Annotated in this window: 12 protein-coding genes; 9 read left to right on the forward strand and 3 right to left on the reverse strand. The window is 51.0% G+C overall.

Annotated elements, in window-relative coordinates; genetic code table 11:
* The 9 genes from dnaA (at window position 1) to DYH27_RS08145 (ending at window position 12677) form a co-directional block, all read left to right on the forward strand.
* Complete coding sequence (gene dnaA, locus DYH27_RS08105; RefSeq protein ID WP_025067291.1) at window positions 1–1407, forward strand: chromosomal replication initiator protein DnaA; 1407 nt, start codon at window positions 1–3, stop codon at window positions 1405–1407.
* Between the two features lie 591 nt (window positions 1408–1998).
* Window positions 1999–3219 carry an HD domain-containing protein gene (locus DYH27_RS08110; protein WP_025067292.1) on the forward strand — a complete coding sequence of 407 codons (1221 nt, stop codon included), beginning with the start codon at window positions 1999–2001 and terminating at the stop codon, window positions 3217–3219.
* 50 nt (window positions 3220–3269) lie between these two features.
* Window positions 3270–4310, forward strand: coding sequence for a UDP-3-O-(3-hydroxymyristoyl)glucosamine N-acyltransferase (gene lpxD / locus DYH27_RS08115; protein ID WP_029216377.1), 1041 nt, complete (start codon window positions 3270–3272; stop codon window positions 4308–4310).
* A gap of 174 nt (window positions 4311–4484) precedes the next feature.
* On the forward strand, window positions 4485–5873 hold the full coding sequence (locus DYH27_RS08120; protein WP_013670309.1) for a bifunctional UDP-3-O-[3-hydroxymyristoyl] N-acetylglucosamine deacetylase/3-hydroxyacyl-ACP dehydratase: 1389 nt from the start codon (window positions 4485–4487) through the stop codon (window positions 5871–5873).
* 16 nt (window positions 5874–5889) lie between these two features.
* The gene (lpxA, locus tag DYH27_RS08125; RefSeq protein WP_004354356.1) at window positions 5890–6660 is read left to right on the forward strand and encodes an acyl-ACP--UDP-N-acetylglucosamine O-acyltransferase; all 771 of its coding nucleotides are present in this window, start codon (window positions 5890–5892) and stop codon (window positions 6658–6660) included.
* Window positions 6661–6799: 139 nt separating this feature from the next.
* Window positions 6800–7711 carry a tRNA (adenosine(37)-N6)-dimethylallyltransferase MiaA gene (gene miaA / locus DYH27_RS08130; RefSeq protein WP_025067293.1) on the forward strand — a complete coding sequence of 304 codons (912 nt, stop codon included), beginning with the start codon at window positions 6800–6802 and terminating at the stop codon, window positions 7709–7711.
* Window positions 7712–7801: 90 nt separating this feature from the next.
* A complete protein-coding gene (locus DYH27_RS08135) occupies window positions 7802–10330 on the forward strand; it encodes a transglycosylase domain-containing protein (RefSeq protein WP_025067294.1) in 2529 nt (842 codons plus the stop codon).
* Between the two features lie 14 nt (window positions 10331–10344).
* Window positions 10345–12117: an ATP-dependent DNA helicase gene (locus DYH27_RS08140; protein ID WP_025067295.1), complete on the forward strand. Its 1773-nt coding sequence runs from the start codon at window positions 10345–10347 to the stop codon at window positions 12115–12117.
* 8 nt (window positions 12118–12125) lie between these two features.
* Window positions 12126–12677, forward strand: a complete 552-nt coding sequence (locus DYH27_RS08145) for a hypothetical protein (protein ID WP_025067296.1) — start codon at window positions 12126–12128, stop codon at window positions 12675–12677.
* A 207-nt stretch (window positions 12678–12884) separates the two neighbouring features.
* Here the strand turns inward: DYH27_RS08145 and DYH27_RS08150 are convergent, their stop codons facing one another.
* From DYH27_RS08150 to DYH27_RS08160, 3 genes are all read right to left on the reverse strand, one after another.
* Entirely contained in the window at window positions 12885–15737 is a 2853-nt protein-coding gene (locus tag DYH27_RS08150) for a M16 family metallopeptidase (RefSeq protein ID WP_036860263.1), read from the reverse strand.
* A gap of 6 nt (window positions 15738–15743) precedes the next feature.
* Entirely contained in the window at window positions 15744–17078 is a 1335-nt protein-coding gene (locus DYH27_RS08155) for a thioredoxin family protein (RefSeq protein WP_013670316.1), read from the reverse strand.
* A 300-nt stretch (window positions 17079–17378) separates the two neighbouring features.
* A complete protein-coding gene (locus tag DYH27_RS08160; protein ID WP_025067297.1) occupies window positions 17379–17852 on the reverse strand; it encodes a hypothetical protein in 474 nt (157 codons plus the stop codon).
* Window positions 17853–17854: the final 2 nt, after the last annotated feature.

Here is a 17854-nt window from a genome sequence, read left to right on the forward strand (position 1 = left end):
ATGAACGTCAGTCCTAAAAATCTTTGGGATAATTGTCTCCAGCTCATAAAGGAGAATGTGACCGAGCAGCAGTTCGACACATGGTTCCGTCCGATTGTACTTCAATCGTACAAGCCGGCCTCCAAGACGCTGCTGGTCCAGGTTCCGAGCCAGTTCGTATATGAGTATCTGGAGGAACATTACGTAGACCTGCTACGTAAGGTACTGACGCGTGTCTTCGGACAGGGCGTACAGCTGACGTATCGTGTCATGGTCGATCAGGAACACCACCTGTCGCAGGACCTGCAACAGGATGATGCCGAGGAAATTTCTTCACAGCGTCCCACAACCCGGGGAAATCAGAGCCCTACCGTACTGGACGCAGTACCGCAGGACATAGACTCACAGCTTGACCCGCACAAGTCGTTCAACAATTATGTGGAAGGCGACAGCAACAAGCTGCCCCGATCCATCGGGCTTTCCATAGCGAAACACCCTAATACGACACAGTTCAACCCCATGTTCATCTATGGTCCGTCGGGCTGCGGAAAGACACATCTCGTCAACGCCGTCGGCTTACGGGTCAAGCAGCTCTATCCTCAAAAACGCGTGCTGTATGTTTCCGCACGTCTGTTTCAGGTTCAGTACACTGACTCCGTTCGTCAGAACACAACCAATGATTTCATCAATTTTTATCAGACGATTGACGTCCTGATAGTCGATGATATTCAGGAATGGGCAACAGCGACAAAGACACAGGACACCTTCTTCCATATCTTCAACCACCTTTTCCGCAATGGGAAACGTATCATTCTGGCAAGCGACCGACCACCAGTCGACCTCAAGGGAATGAACGACCGCCTGCTGACACGCTTCTCCTGCGGTCTGATTGCCGAACTGGAGAAACCGAACGTCCAGCTATGTATAGACATCCTGCACAACAAAATCAAACGTGACGGACTATGCATACCAGAAGATGTCGTCCGTTTCATCTCAGAGACTGCCAATGGCAGTGTACGCGACCTGCAAGGAGTCATCAACTCCCTTCTGGCCTACAGTGTCGTCTATAACAGCAACATTGACATGAGACTGGCAGAACGTGTCATCAAAAGGGCGGTGAAAATAGATGACGAACCGCTTACCATTGATGATATTCTGGACAAGGTCTGCTCACACTACAATGTCACGACGACGGCTGTCAACTCCCGTTCACGCAAGAAAGACATTGTCATGGCACGTCAGGTGAGTATGTACATGGCACAGAAATACACAAAGATGCCTGCAAGCCGTATCGGAAAGCTCGTCGGAAACCGTGACCATAGTACAGTCATCCACAGCTGTTCCAAGATTGAGGACAGGCTGAAGATTGACAAAGGATTCTTTGCCGAGATGGCCAGTATAGAAAGCTCTTTCAAACTGAAAGCATAAGGAAAAGTCTGCCATAGCCTACTACGGCAGACTTTTTTCATACGGATTCCTTTCAGATACCGCCTTCTGAAAAGCAAAAGGGCGTTAGTCGGAACGCAAGTGACGGCCGGTTACGAAACAGGGGACTTTCACTGCTTCGTCGGCAGCCGTCATAACGGAAAAACAACAGGCTATCCTCCGCCCCGACTGTCAAATTATTTCCGAGCATATACAAAAACTTCAGGAATCACCCTCTACGAAGTCCGCTTTTCAGCAGAGAGACTTTCCTGCTTCTATAAAAGAGCTTCAAAGACTGTGACGACAGAAAGAGAAGTCAGAACACAAAGGCTGACAGTCACACCTGTAAAATGAGCGAAAAAATGTCCTTCCTATCCGAAACAACAACTTAATCTTGCCGGTTAAATTATTAAATGCTATCTTTGCAGCCGAACAAATAAATTACAGTCAGGTGTCCTGAAAATCACCTTTGCAGGCTTTCTGCCTTTCAGTCGGGAAGAACGTGCGCATAGAAGACACGACCATGTTTCTATAAACAAAAGTTCAACTATGGAATTTCCAGAACATAACTACAATAATGACTACTCTGGCAAGATGAAAGATTCGAAGATAATCAACGATCCGGTGTTCGGATTCATCAAGGTGCCGCGGGGACTGCTGCTCGATATTGTCCGCCACCCGTACCTTCAGCGGCTGGCACGCATCAAGCAGCTGGGACTCACACAGGAGGTCTATCCCGGAGCACAGCACACACGGTTCCAGCATTCGTTAGGAGCATTCCACCTCATGAGCGAGGCACTCATTTCCCTGCAGCAGAAAGGCGTATTTGTCTTCGACAGTGAGGCAGAAGCGGTACAGGCGGCTATCCTCATGCACGACATCGGACATGCCCCCTTCTCCCACGTACTGGAGAACACCCTCATCAGCGGCATCACCCACGAGGAAATCTCGCTGATGATGATGGACCGCATCAACCGTGAAATGCACGGTGCATTGAATCTTGCCATCAGCATCTTCAAGAACGAATACCCCAAATTGTTCCTTCACCAGCTGCTCTCCAGCCAGCTCGACATGGACCGGCTTGACTATCTGCGCCGTGACAGCTTCTTCACAGGAGTGACAGAGGGCAATATCGGTTCGGCACGCATCATCAAGATGCTCAACGTGGTGGATGATGCCCTGGTGGTGGAGTCGAACGGCATCTATTCCATCGAAAACTATCTTACCTCCCGCCGGCTGATGTACTGGCAGGTGTACCTGCACAAAACCACCGTGGGCTGTGAGAACATCCTCATCAATGCCCTGCGCCGTGCCAAACAGCTTGCAGGGGAGGGAGTGGAACTGTTCGCCTCGCCTGCCCTCCGGTATTTTCTGTACAATGACATCACGGCCCATTCGTTCCACACACAAGACGAGGCACTGGACAACTACATTGCCCTGGACGACAACGACATCTGGAGTGCGCTGAAGGTATGGCAGCAGCACGACGACAGCATTCTGGCACTCCTGTCATCAAACATCATCAACCGGAAGCTCTTCAAGGTGGAGGTGCGCGAAGAAGAACCGACGGCAGAAGAAACGGCACGGCTGAAAAAGCAGATAGCCGCCCGCTACAGGCTGGACACGACAGACTGCGACTATCTCATAGGGGTCAACCGTGTGCAGAAAGACATGTACAATCCTTTCGACGACCACATCAGCATTCTCTACAAAGACGGAACCTTAAGGGACATCACCGAGGCCTCGGAGATTCTCAACATCGAGCTGCTGTCTAAAAAAATATGTAAATATTACCTCTGTTATCAACGTTTCTGATAAAATTTCTCTATCTTTGCACAATTGAAAACCAATAAACGGTAATTTAAATGGAATTCTCTGCGAAACAAATCTCGCAATTCATACAAGGCCGTGTGGAAGGTGACGAGAATGTCACCATCAACACCTTCGCCAAGATTGAAGAAGGAAGGAAAGGGGCGATTTCCTTTCTTGCAAATCCCCAATACACACATTATTTATATGAGACGGAGTCGTCCATCGTGCTTGTTGACGAGGATATCCAGCTGGAAAAGGACGTGAAGCCCACGCTTATACGGGTGAAAAACGCACGCGACTGCGTGGCCAGACTACTGCAGCTCTACGAGAACATGAAACCGAAGAAACAGGGCATCGACCCTCTCGCCTTCATCTCACCCAAGGCCACCATCGGCAAGGAAGTCTATATCGGCGCATTCGCCTATATCGGCGACGGCGTGAAGCTGGGCGACGGTTGCCAGATTTATCCCCACGCAACCATCATGGACGGGGCACAGCTGGGCAGCAACTGCATCGTCTATCCCAACGCCAGCATCTATCACGGTTGCAAGATTGGCAACAACGTCATTCTCCATTCCGGTTCGGTAATCGGAGCCGACGGCTTCGGCTTTGCCCCCAATGCAGAAACCGACAGCTACGACAAGATTCCACAGATCGGCATCGTGACGATCGAGGACAATGTTGAAATCGGCGCCAATACCTGTATCGACCGTTCGACCATGGGCAGCACCTACGTGCGCAAAGGCGTTAAACTCGACAACCTCGTACAGATAGCACACAACAACGACATCGGCGAGAACACCGTCATGTCGGCCCAGGTGGGCATCGCCGGATCCACTAAGGTGGGAAAATGGTGTATGTTCGGCGGCCAGGTAGGCATTGCCGGGCACATCACCATCGGCGATAAAGTGTTCCTCGGTGCACAGTCGGGTGTTCCAGGTAGTCTGAAAAGCAACCAGCAGCTCATCGGTACACCGCCCATGGAACAACGCCCTTACTTCAAGTCGCAGGCCATCTTCCAGCGTCTGCCGGAAATGTACAGACAGCTGAATGCCCTGCAGAAAGAGATTGAAGAACTGAAAAAGAACAGATAACAGAACTTTCGCAAGCGAAAGAGGGAAGAGAAGTCTGAAAGGCCGTCGCCTCGCACGACTGCTGAGAGGAAGACAGCGGAGAGTGTTATCGTCCTTTGACTTCTCGGGAATTCCTCCAAGTACCATTCCGCCTCCAGACGAAACGGGCTACTGCGAAACATCATATAAACATACATGGACACTGTCAAGCAGAAAACACTGAAAGGGAGCTTCTCCCTCTTCGGAAAGGGACTCCACACAGGATTGAGCCTTACAGCAACTTTCAATCCTGCACCGGAAAACACCGGGTACAAGATTCAACGAATTGACCTCGAAGGCCAGCCCGTCATTGATGCCGTTGCCGAGAACGTGGTCGACACACAGCGCGGAACGGTCCTGGCAAAGGGAGATGTCCGTGTCAGTACCGTAGAACATGGAATGTCGGCCCTCTATGCAATGGGCATCGACAACTGTCTGATTCAGATCAACGGTCCGGAATTTCCGATCCTCGACGGTTCCGCAATGATGTATGTAGAGAAGATCAACGAAGTAGGTATCGTTGACCAGAATGCCCCGAAGGACTACTATATCATCCGCAAGAAGATTGAAATCAAGGACGACAACGGTTCTGTCATCACCATTCTTCCGGACGAGCAGTTCTCGATTACCGCCATGTGCAACTTCGACTCGAAGTTCATCAGCAGCCAGTTTGCCACATTGGACAACATCGAGAATTACGCCGCAGAGATTGCCCCGGCCCGCACATTCGTCTTCGTACGCGACATCATGCCGCTGTTACAGGCCAACCTCATCAAGGGCGGAGACCTGGACAATGCCATCGTCATCTACGAGCAGCAGGTTTCGCAGGAGAAGCTCGACCAGCTTGCCGACCTACTGAAAGTGCCCCACATGGATGCCAACAACATCGGCTACATACAGCACAAGCCGCTGATGTGGCACAACGAATGCACCCGGCACAAGCTGCTTGACATCATCGGCGACATGGCACTCATCGGCAAGCCTATCAAAGGACGTATCATTGCGACACGCCCCGGACACACAGTGAACAACAAGTTTGCCCGCCTGATGCGCAAGGAAATACGCAAGCATGAGGTACAGGCTCCCATCTACGACCCGAACGACGAACCGCTGATGGACAACATCCGTATCCGCGAACTGCTGCCTCACCGTTACCCGATGCAGCTGGTCGACAAGGTGATTGCCATGGGGTCGACAAGCATCATCGGCATCAAGAACGTAACCAGCAACGAACCGTTCTTCCAAGGACACTTCCCACAGGAACCGGTCATGCCGGGCGTACTGCAGGTAGAGGCCATGGCACAATGCGGCGGGCTTCTCGTCCTCTCACAGGTGGAAGAGCCGGAACGATGGTCAACCTACTTCCTGAAGATTGACGATGTGAAGTTCCGGCAGAAAGTCGTCCCGGGCGACACATTGCTGTTCCGCGTCGAGCTGCTCGGTCCCGTCCGTCATGGAATCAGTTCAATGAAAGGGTATATGTTCGTCGGCGACCATGTTGTCGCTGAGGCGACATTCACCGCACAGATAGTAAAGAACAAGTAAGGAATTAAAGGAAGCAATGAACCAGATAAGCCCATTGGCCTTTGTTCATCCAGAGGCAAAACTTGGTGACAACAATATCATTGGCCCGTTCTGCTATATTGACAGGAACACGATTATCGGTGATAACAATGTGTTCCAGAACAGCGTGACGATTAACTACGGTGCACGGCTGGGCAGCAACAATGAGATTTTCCCCGGAGCAAGCATATCGACGAAGCCGCAGGATTTGAAATTCCGTGGTGAAGATACGATCTGTGAGGTGGGAGACAGCAACTCCATCCGCGAGAATGTTACTATCTCACGTGGGACGGCCTCAAAGGGTACGACCAAGGTGGGCAGCAACAACCTGCTGATGGAGTGCGTCCATATTGCCCACGACTGCATCATCGGTTCAGGCGAGATCATCGGCAACTCCACGAAGTTCGCCGGTGAGGTCACTGTCGAAGACAATGCCATCATCTCCGCCAACATCCTCTGCCATCAGTTTTGCCGTATCGGCGGATATGTGATGATACAGGGAGGAAGCCGCTTCTCAATGGACATACCTCCGTATATTATCGTAGGAAAAGAGCCTGCACGATACATGGGCATCAACCTCATCGGATTACGCCGCAGGGGATTCTCCAATGAGCAGATCGAACTGATACACAACACCTACCGCATCCTCTACGGGACAGGTACACGTGCCGAGAACATAGCAAGAATCAAGAGCGAACTGCAGGTCACTCCAGAAGTACAGCACATCATCGACTTTGCGGAAACATCACAGCGAGGTATCATCAAGTAAAAACTCCCCCTCGGAAAGAGGGAATGCCTAACGGAAACCAGTTTGGCATAGCCCAATTCCGCTTATCACCGCCTGCCACCGCTTATCACCACCTCCCCCATCCTCCCCCTTGGAGGGGACCCGGAGAGGCATCAGCATCTTGAAAGAAAAGACTCTCATCGTCATTACAGGCCCTACAGGAGTAGGCAAGACCGAAGCGACACTGCACATCGCCGAATACTTCGACGTGCCAGTCATCAATGCGGATTCCCGTCAGATATTCTCTGAAATACCAATCGGTACGGCTGCTCCGACCGCTGACCAGCGACTGCGGGTACGACATTATTTCGTGGGAATCCATCATCTGGAAGATTACTACTCGGCAAGTTTGTACGAACAGGATGTACTGAAGCTTATTGACAGCCTGCCCTCTTCTATCGCACTGTTATCAGGCGGTTCGATGATGTATATTGACGCTGTCTGCAAAGGTATTGACGACATCCCTACCATCCTACCCCATATCCGGCAGGAAATGAAGCAGAGGCTGGAGACAGAAGGGCTTGCGAAGATGTGCAGATTGCTGAAAGAACTTGATCCGGAACATTGGGAGACCGTTGACCGAAACAATCCTCGCCGGGTCATCCATGCTCTGGAAGTCTGTATACAGACAGGGAAGACATATACATCCTTCCGTTCCAACAGTTTCAAGGAACGTCCATTCAATCTCATCAAGATAGGACTGAACCGTAACCGAGAGGAGCTGTACGAACGGATCAACCGGCGTGTCATTCAGATGGTCGGGCAGGGAATGATTGAAGAAGCATTACACGTCTACCCCCAGCGTACGCTCAATTCGCTCAACACCGTAGGCTATAAGGAATTATTCGAGTACCTCGACGGACTGACTACACTCGATGAAGCCATCTTCAAGATACAAAGCAATACACGCCGATATGCCCGCAAGCAGCTTACATGGTATAAAAAAGACAGGGATTTACGATGGTTTAATCCCGATAACGTTGAAGAAATCTTAAAATATATCCATACAGCGTTATCAGATACAAGTAAATAAGTACTTTTGTATAGCGTTAATATATCTTCCTGCGACATGAGCTTATTGTAGAAGCAGAAAGGAGATTATCAACACAAAGACTGTCAATCTATGGTAAAGAAATTCTTTAAGTTCATCAAGCGTATCATCCGTGGAGTCATCCACTTTTTCCCATGGTATGCCAGACTCTATAAAGGCCGTGCCTGGTACACGAAGACCGCAGTAGGCATCGTTTCGTTCTTTGTCGCCATCTTCCTTTACTTAGGCATGGTAGACATCAACTTCCTGTGGCTCTTCGGAAAGTCACCAGGTTTCGTGGAAATCAAGACTCCACCGACCTACGCAGCATCGGAAATCTACAGTGCCGACTCCGTTCTCATAGGCCGTTTCTACAAGGAGAACCGCACACCGGTGAAGTATGAAGAGGTTACTCCGGCCTTTTGGAAAGCACTCATCAGCACAGAAGACGAACGTTTCTACAGCCACCATGGCATCGACTTCATGGGTATCGGTGGGGCCATCAAAGACGCACTGACCAGGGGGGATGGACGTGGAGCGTCAACCATCACGCAGCAGCTGGCAAAAAATATGTTCCGTGTCCGTACGCAGTATTCTGCCGGATTGCTCGGCCATGTACCGGGACTCCGTATGCTCATCATGAAAAGCAAGGAGTGGATCATCGCCGTAAAGCTGGAGCTTATCTACTCAAAGAAAGAAATACTGACGATGTATGCCAATACCGTCGACTTCGGAAACAACTCTTATGGCGTGAAGACAGCAGCCAAGACCTATTTCAATACTACCCCGGCAAAAATGTCTGTTGACCAGGCCGCAACGCTCGTGGGTATGCTGAAGGCCACTACCTACTACAATCCGATTACCCATGCAAAGAACTCCATACGCCGTCGCAACACCGTATTATACAATATGGTAACCCACAACGTGCTGCCCCGCGACGAGTACGACGAGTATTCCCGGCAACCTCTGAAGCTGGATATACACGTCGAAGAAAATTATGACGGACAGGCACAATACTTCCGCGAGTATGTTGCCGACTATCTCAAGGACTGGATGAAGGACAATGGCTACGACCTCTACAGCAGTGGCCTGAGAATTTACACCACCATCGACACACGTATGCAGAAGTATGCCGAACAGGCTGTCTCAAAGCAGATGGAGAAGGTACAGCAGCAATTCGACAACCACTGGCGTGGCATGCATCCATGGCGTGATGCAAAGGGGGACGAGATTCCGGGGTTCATCGAGGGCATCGCCGAACGACAACCGTTCTATAAGAAGCTGGTGCAGAAATATCCCAACCAGCCTGACAGCGTACTGTATTACCTCAACAAACCACACAAGGTAAAGCTCTTCGACTATGCAAAAGGGCAGATTGAGAAAGAGATGTCATCCATGGATTCCATCCGATACATGGTGAAATTCATGCACTGTGCAATGGTAGCCATGGAACCACAGTCAGGTGCTGTACGGGCATGGGTAGGTGACATCGACTTCAAAACGTGGAAGTATGACAAGGTCGTGGCCGAACGCCAGCCGGGTTCAACTTTCAAACTGTTCGTCTATTCAGAAGCCTTCAACCAGGGGCTGACCCCATGTGACAAACGCCGTGACGAGTATATCAGCATGCAGGTGCTCGATAAGAAGACCGGGCAGATGAAAACCTGGACACCACACAATGCCAACGGACGCTTCTCCAACGACTCCCTCACACTGAAGAGTGCCTTCGGACGCAGCATCAACTCCGTGGCAGTCCGCCTCGGTCAGGAGATGGGCATCAAGAACATCATCCGCACCGCACAGGACATGGGCATCAAGAGTCCGCTGGACGATGAACCATCACTGGCTCTCGGCTCCAGCGACGTGAACCTGCTGGAAATGGTAGACGCCTACAGTACCGTAGCCAATGACGGAGAGCACCATGACCCGGTCGTCGTCACACGCATCCTTGACAAAGATGGCAACGAGGTCTATGTCGCACCGAAAGACCACAGCAAGGCACTGCCTTACAGGACGGCTTTCCTCATGCAGGAGATGCTGAAGGGCGGAGTGAACGAAGCCGGCGGCACAAGTCAGGCACTCCGCCATTACATCTTCAACGATACAGACTGGGGAGGCAAGACAGGTACTTCCAACAATCACTCCGATGCATGGTTCATGGCCGTAAGCCCCAACCTCGTAGTTGGTGCATGGGTAGGTGGCGAGTACCGTTCCATCCATTTCCGTACCGGTGCGCTTGGACAGGGATCGAAGACCGCACTGCCGGTCTGCGGAGAATTCATTTACAGTCTTATGCGCGACAAGGCTTTCCAGAAGTATCATGCCAAATGGCAGTTAGATTCAGATGAAGATATAGACCCGTCAATGTACAGCTGTCAGCCAGTGGCTGTCCGTCGACAGCTGCCCGACTCTCTGCGAGGATCATCGGCAGCTCGCCATAGCCATCAGGAACAAGGGGAAGAGACTCCCGAAGAGGAAGGGGAAGGAAACGAAGAGGGTGGTTTCGAACTGGAACCTGCCCCACAACCTGCACCCGAACGGCACAGCAGCAGCAACGGCAACGAAACACAACAAATCATCAAGAAAGCAAAGCGACCACATAGTGAGGATATGGAGATATAACACGTCAAAGTCCGATGTCTCAGAAAAAACAAGCCGTTGATGCAGACACAATAGACCTGGATAACCCGGAGCTGCAGAAGGCGCTCCAGATTATCCAGTTCACAAACAATTCCCTGTTTCTGACCGGCAAGGCGGGAACAGGGAAGTCAACTTTCCTGCGCTATATATCCGCAACTACAAAGAAAAAACACGTTATCCTTGCACCGACTGGGATTGCCGCCATCAATGCAGGCGGCAGTACACTGCACAGTTTCTTCAAGCTCCCTTTTTATCCGCTTGTCCCCACCGACAAACGGTACTCTACCCGCAACCTGCGCAGTACCATGAAATACAATGCCGACAAATGCAAGCTGCTCCGAGAGGTGGAGCTGATCATCATTGATGAAATCAGCATGGTCAGGGCGGACATCATCGACTTCATCGACAAAGTTCTCCGCATCTACAACCGGAATATGCGCGAACCTTTCGGAGGAAAACAGCTTCTGCTGGTAGGCGACATCTATCAGCTGGAGCCTGTTCTCAAGGAGGAAGACCGACAGTTGCTACAACCCTATTATGCCAGCAGCTACTTCTTCGATGCCAAAGTCTTCCAGGACTATCCACTGGTGAGCATAGAACTGAATAAAGTCTACCGTCAGAACGATCTCTCTTTCATTTCTATCCTCGACCACATACGTACCAATCAGGTCTCCGACAACGACCTCAGATATATCAATGCCCGTGTCGGTGCGCAAAGGGGAACGACAGAAATACCACAAGAAGACTTCACCATCACCCTGTCGACCAGACGGGATACCGTAGACTGGATCAACAACCAAGGGTTGGACAGTCTCAACGGAGCCCCCGTGATGTTTCTCGGCGAAATCAAAGGAGAATTCCCGGAGAGCAGCCTTCCCACGCCGATAGAACTGAACCTCAAGGTAGGAGCACACGTCATGTTCATTAAAAACGATACACAGAAACAGTGGGTAAACGGAACACTCGGACTCATCATCGGCATTGACGAAGAGGCTGGAATACTATACGTACACACAGAAGAGGGTGACGACCTGCAGGTACAGCGCGAGATGTGGGAGAACGTACGCTATCATTTCAACGAGACAGAACAGAAAATCGAGGAAGAACAGATTGGCACTTACGTACAATTTCCAGTCAAACTGGCATGGGCCATCACAGTACACAAGAGTCAGGGACTGACCTTCCGAAATGTCAATATCGACTTTACGGGTGGAGTCTTCGCCGGCGGGCAGGCTTATGTAGCCCTCTCACGATGCACGAGCCTGGAAGGCATCACACTCAAAGAACCACTCCACCGTAACGAGGTGTTCGTCAGGAGCGAGGTGGTACAGTTTGCCAGACATTACAATGACCACAACATCATATCGGCAGCTCTCAGGCAGAGCAAGGCCGACAAAGAATACTACGATGCGGCACGAGCTTTCGACAAAGGCGACTTCGACACTTTCCTGCACAGTTTCTTCCTCGCCATTCACAGCCGGTACGACATAGAGCATCCTGCGGCGAGACGGCTCATACGAAGGAAGCTGAACATCATCAACCGTCTGCGCAGCGGAAACCGGCAGCTACAAGAGCAGCTGGCAGAACAGAAAGCATATCTTAAGAAACTGTCCGTGGAATATGTCTTGATGGGCAAGGAATGCGAGCACGAAAGAATGACTGACGCCGCCATAGCCAACTATAGGAAGGCTGTTGCACTCTATCCCGACAACCCAACAGCACAGAAACGCCTGAAGAAGCTGACCTCTTCAACCGAAAAGAAAAAATAGAAACAATTATGGAGAAGAAAAAAAATCTTTCAAGAATCATAACGACCATCATCCTCTGCATCCTCCTCACAGCAGCAACGATAGCCTCCTGCCATCACAGCAGAACCATCGAAGGAACTGACAACGGAGACACTGTGGCGGCCTCCGAGTTCGAACCACAGACAGAGAACGAAAAACTCACCGTCAATCTACAGCATATCACCGCCGTCCGATTCCCAAAATACAAGATGGAGAAAGCTACCCCTTACATCCCCGATTCAGTAAGCCTGGCGGCCGATGAAGAGACTGTTGCAAGCGGAAACTACACCGCCACTCTCCTGCTTGACACGATTCCCGACAAGGATTTCTACGAGGCTATCGGACTTGCTGCACAGCACGACACGTGCTGGAATATCAACAAGTCTTCATACACCTACGAACGCAAGGATAAGACCGGTGGGATATACAAAGTTACTTTCAGCAAAGATTCACGGCAGATCATCGTCACCCATCTGAACCGAGAACTGGTCAAGCCTGAACCTCGTCAAAAACCTAAAGCGGATTCTAAGAAACACCTATAATTCTAAAGAAGACTCCAAAAGAAACAGAGAGCATCAGCAGACTCACAGGACGTAAGCCTGACAACGTACCCTTTGGGGGACAATCCATAAGACTTTCCGCTTCTGCATCGATCAGAAAAGATTTTCCGAAGCATACCCTCAAGCATCTCATACATACGAATAGACAAAGAGGCCGTCTCAAGTTCGAGACGGCCTCTTTGCGTATGATTACCTGAAAGTCCGTTTGCCATCCTGCATGACAGGTCTTACGACAATCTCCCGTTGCTTGGCATCAGTCGTTGTCTTCACGGCAACGGCTGCCACTTCCTGCGGCGTGATGGTCTTGAACACTGGGCCTGACACATTATCATCATCAGGAGAAAGCTCCTCGCCGGTTTCCGCATAGATATTGAGCAGTCCCATCCACCTGGCCGCTTCGTTCACATGATGGGGAGACTCCGGCTCTTCTTCCTGAATGGCCAGAGGCACCATGGCAGCCTTGAAGTCGTCAGCAGAGAAACGCTGTTCCTTGATGTCGTCAAGTAGCTGATAGATCAGCGTGAGTGCCCTGCTTACATTTTCCTTTGCTGTCGAGAGGTGAATGCTGAGATGTTCGTTCGCTTCGGGACGAGAAGTGTAATCGGACCGGACACCTACGGTATATGTAAGGTGCTCCTTCTCACGCAGCACATCAAAACAGCGACGTTCCAGCAGTGCCCTCATCACTTCCAATGCAGCCTGCTCACGATCAGACAGTCTCTGCTTATTGGCAAATGAGATTTCGATTTCAGCCATGTCTCCTTCCGTCTCTGCCTCGAAAGTGTGCCTGATGACAGGTGCAGAAGAAGAGAAGTCCATAGGCTGTGCCTCCGTTTTCACAGGCTTTCCGTCTCCTTTGAGCGAACCGATATAACGCAGTACCAAGTCCTTCGCCTTTGCTTCCGGCAGGTCGCCGATTAAGCAGTAAGTGAAGCGCGACGCATTGCCCAGATGTTCCTGGAACTGACTCTGCAGACCGTCATACCTGGCAGACTTGAAGAAAGCCACATCCTGACGCGGATTCAAAGCACTGACCGGATAAAGCAGCTGCCGAATAGAATCCTGGACAGCCTCCATCCCGCTCTTCGCACGGTTCTCATAGATATAAAGGCTACGCTGGACATACTTGTCAAAGGCCGGCTTGGAGAAGTTCTGATGCGACAAGACCAGATACAGATAACCGAAGAAGTCATCAGCCTTGTCAACAGGGACATTGCCCCCTACTCCGTCGCTGTAGTCCTCCAATGAGAGCGAGAGCTCGATATTCTTTCCTTGCAGCCACTGTGCCAGCTGGTTGCGGTCGTATTTGTAAACTCCCGACTGCATCAGCAGCGAACGCATGGCTGTGTAATCGGCAAGTTCCTTTGCCGGCACGACCGATCTTCCGCCTTCCGCAGAACCGGCGAAGAGGAACTTTCCCTGCAGCTCTGGTACGTACTTGTACAGCACCTTTGCCCCGTTAGAGAGCGTCCACTCCTTCGCCTGCAGGCGCTTCAGCTGTTTCTCAGCAACGATCCTGCCCGGTGTCAGACGGAAGTCGATAAGCTGTGTAACAGGTTTCACACTGTCGATACGAATCCTGTCGTCGAACGAACTCTTCGCCTTTAAAGCCGCCATAAAATCACCCTCCGTGATATTCATCTCCCCCGGTGTCTTGGAATAGGTGACGAAAGCGAGGTTGTCGTCATTAAGCAGGGATTTCAGCCATGCGTTCATGTCTTCAACCTCCAGTTCAACCAGCGTCTCAATATTTCGGTTGATCTGTGTACGGAAGTCTGTTACAGGAATGCCATAGAGGAAGTTCTGACGGAAGAGCATCAAGGCATTGTCGGGTGTGCCCAGCCCCTTTGCCTCCAGCACGCCCTTCATCCCGTTATACATGTTCTCTTTTTCAGCATTGAACTCAGCAGCGAAAAATCCCTTTTCACGAAGATTCTCACGCACAGCCAGCAGCTGTTGCAATGCTTCCTGTCCATCGTCCTCATACGGAACCATATCCCATGCCATCTGATAATAGTCTCTTACCAAAGACGAAAGACTCACTTCTGCTGCAATATAACGTTCCTTTCCGGCATTCTTCAATATGGCAAAACGTTTGGGAGCCAGAGTGTTGAAAATCTGCGTATAGAGAAACTGGCGGACACGCTCCTCCTCCGGAGCATTGCCTTTCACACTGTAACGCTGGTAAAGTCCGAAGGAGGCACTCTTGTTCTCCGGATCGATGAAGCGCATATACAACGGTGCGGCATTGTCAGGAATCAGCCTGACCTGCGGACCCACGGCAGGAGCCGGTCTGGCCGGCAAGGTTTTGAAAACCGTCTGGATGTTCTGTTCTATTCTGTCAGGATCTACATCACCAATGACAGCAATAAACTGCCTTTCAGGACGGTACCACTTGTCATAGAACTGTCTTACCTGCTTCTGCTGGAACGACTCCAACAGTTTCTGCGTACCGATGACGTTATGTGTCGCATACCCTGAATGATTATAGACGACAGGGGCGATGGCATCCGTCAGACGGCGGTCTACACCGGCCCGGTGCCTCCATTCTTCAAGGATGATGCCCCGCTCCTTCTCGATGTCCTTCGGCAGCATCCTGATGCCATGACACCAGTCGCGGAGCACCCATAGCACATCTTCGTTGAGCTTCGCATCCTTCACAGGAACATTGTGTACGGCATACCGGGTATCGTCGACACCTGTAAAAGCCTCGAAGTCGTTGAGGTTGTGGCGGCGGAGGAAGTTCATCACACCATCAGGGAAGTGATCGGTGGTGTTGAATGCCAGATGTTCCAGCACGTGCGCCAACCCCAGCTCCTCGTCCGTCTCCAGGATGGCACCCACATTCTGGTAGAGATAATACTGTGCTTCACCCGTAGCCGAACCATCATTATAGATATAATAGGTAAGGCCGTTCGGCAGCTTTCCCGTCCGCAGACCTTTCATCTGCGCATGGGCAGCTACAGAGGATAACAGCAGAAAGCCCACGAGCAATGCCGCCGGCACGCTCGTGAGGCGTTGAATGATATTTCTAAACATCATCGTCATTTACTTTTCAAGGAGTTCGAGTGTGGAGAGCTTCTGCTTGATAGCTCCCTGCAGCATCGCCTGCGGCATCTCCATATTCTCCAGCCGGAGTGTCTCGGCAAATGCCTGGTTGTAGAACTCACGTGCCTTGGCGTAGTTCTTCAGTTCACGGTAAGAGTCGCCGATCATCACCATGTAGTTCACACGGTCCATGACAGCATCTTCCTGTGACAATGCTTTCTCAGCCCACTGGATGGCAACTTCGTGGTCCTTCCTCTTCAGGCTCTTGCCGGCAGCCATGTAAAGGTTCTGCGCCGCCTTTCCATAGTCAGCCGGACGGAGATTGTTCTCCATCTTACTGAAATAGGTCTGCATCGCCTTCACATAACCGTCTACATCCTTGTTCCGGTACAGATTGTAAAGCGCATCAAAGTAAAGTTTCGCCTTCTCATAAGGGGTGATGCCCTTCAGGCCGACGACCTCGTATGCCTTGGCATACTGGTCCTTCACTTTCTCTACATAATCCTTATACTTCGCATTTCCGTCCTTTGCCAGTTCTTCGGCGAAGAGGTCGTTTGCCTCGACGACATAGTAAGCCGGAGCCTTGCCGACCGTCTTCGTCCAGTCGTCGAGATGGTCGTTGATGAGGTCAACGACATACTGTTTGTGTTCCTTGTCCTCATCGCCCTCAAGCGTCAGGATGATTTTGTAGTCGTTCTCATTAATGAGCTTTACCGGTGCCTTGGCTGCAATGTAGTTCTTATAGAGCTTCTGCAGACGGGTCACCCACTTGTCGGCTTCCATCCCCTCCTGTGCCTGCAGGAATGACGGTGCCTTCAGGAGAAGCTGCTGCTGTATGTCAAGGTCGTTTCCGTTTGCCTTGTATTTATTGTACAGTTCTTCAAAGCTGACACGCTCTCCAGCAACTATCTTGGCCGCCTCCATAAGCTCGTCCTTGTCCATGGCACCCGTGTTCACCGAAAGTGCCTTGCCATCCGGTGCGATGAAAGCAACAGTAGGATAGGCTGCCACCTTGTAGTTTTTGGCAATCTCTACATTCTCACCTTTCTCTGCATCCAACTGCAGGCTGATGAAATGTTCATTAAAATACTTTCCCACTTCTTCCTGCGTAAAGACGTTCTTTGCCATCTTCTTGCAAGGGACACACCACACGGCATAGAAGTCTACGAAGAGCGGCTTGTTCTCCTGTCTGGCCTTGGCAAGTGCCTCGCCGAATGTTCCCTTGAAGAAAGTGATTCCACTTGCCGTAACGGAAGCCGCACCCTGCTGTGCGCGGACCTGTACTGCCAGCAGCAAAAGGGCTGCAAGCAGTAAGACATATCTTCTTCTTTTCATAATCGATCTGATTTAAATGGTTTATATTCTTTTTGTTTCTGATTGGGGCGGATCATGTCGAACATACGTCAAGCCGGACTTCCGGCCGAGTGTCTACATTCCCAACCGTCTGGGAACATCATTCCCAGGCATCGGGAACATCATTCCCAAACGGTTGGGAACAGTATTACCAGCCGCTGGGAACAATCCGGCACTGTCGTTTAATGTTGTCGGTTGACTGCTTTCAGTTTTACTTTTAAACTTGGCTGGCGGAGCAAGACCACTCGATCTGGTCTGGACTCCGGTACCCAGACCTCAACTTCAGTCTACAGGCAGCTCATCGTCTGTCACGACAACCTTGAAAACATTCTCCAGAACTGCTTCATGATCCTCATTATACACTCTGAGGGACAGCCGGTATCTGCCATTCGGCAGCTGTTTCACCGCTTTCAACGAGACAACGACCAGACCACCCGCCACCGAGATTTCGCCCTCCCGGCAGAGCTTCAGGAAGAGCTGCTCCTGCTCCGGGCTGCCGGCCTTGACACCGGCAAGCTCGAAATTGACGGGGTTGGTGCCTGCCACGCCCTGGATGCGTGTGGAAACAAAGGGCAGGTTGTTTACGGCACGGTCGCTCGTCGGGTCGATGTTGTGGAAAGCATTGATAGAATCGGGTGTAAACGATGCTCCCGCCGTCCTCAGATAGCCTACATCCATCTTGCTGCATGATGCTGTAAAACCTATTGTAAGCACCATAAGGCACAGTAGGACTATTCCTTTCTTCGTCTGTTTCATGT

Origin of the sequence: Prevotella denticola, from assembly GCF_900454835.1 — a bacterium.
Taxonomy (GTDB): Bacteria; Bacteroidota; Bacteroidia; order Bacteroidales; family Bacteroidaceae; genus Prevotella; species Prevotella denticola.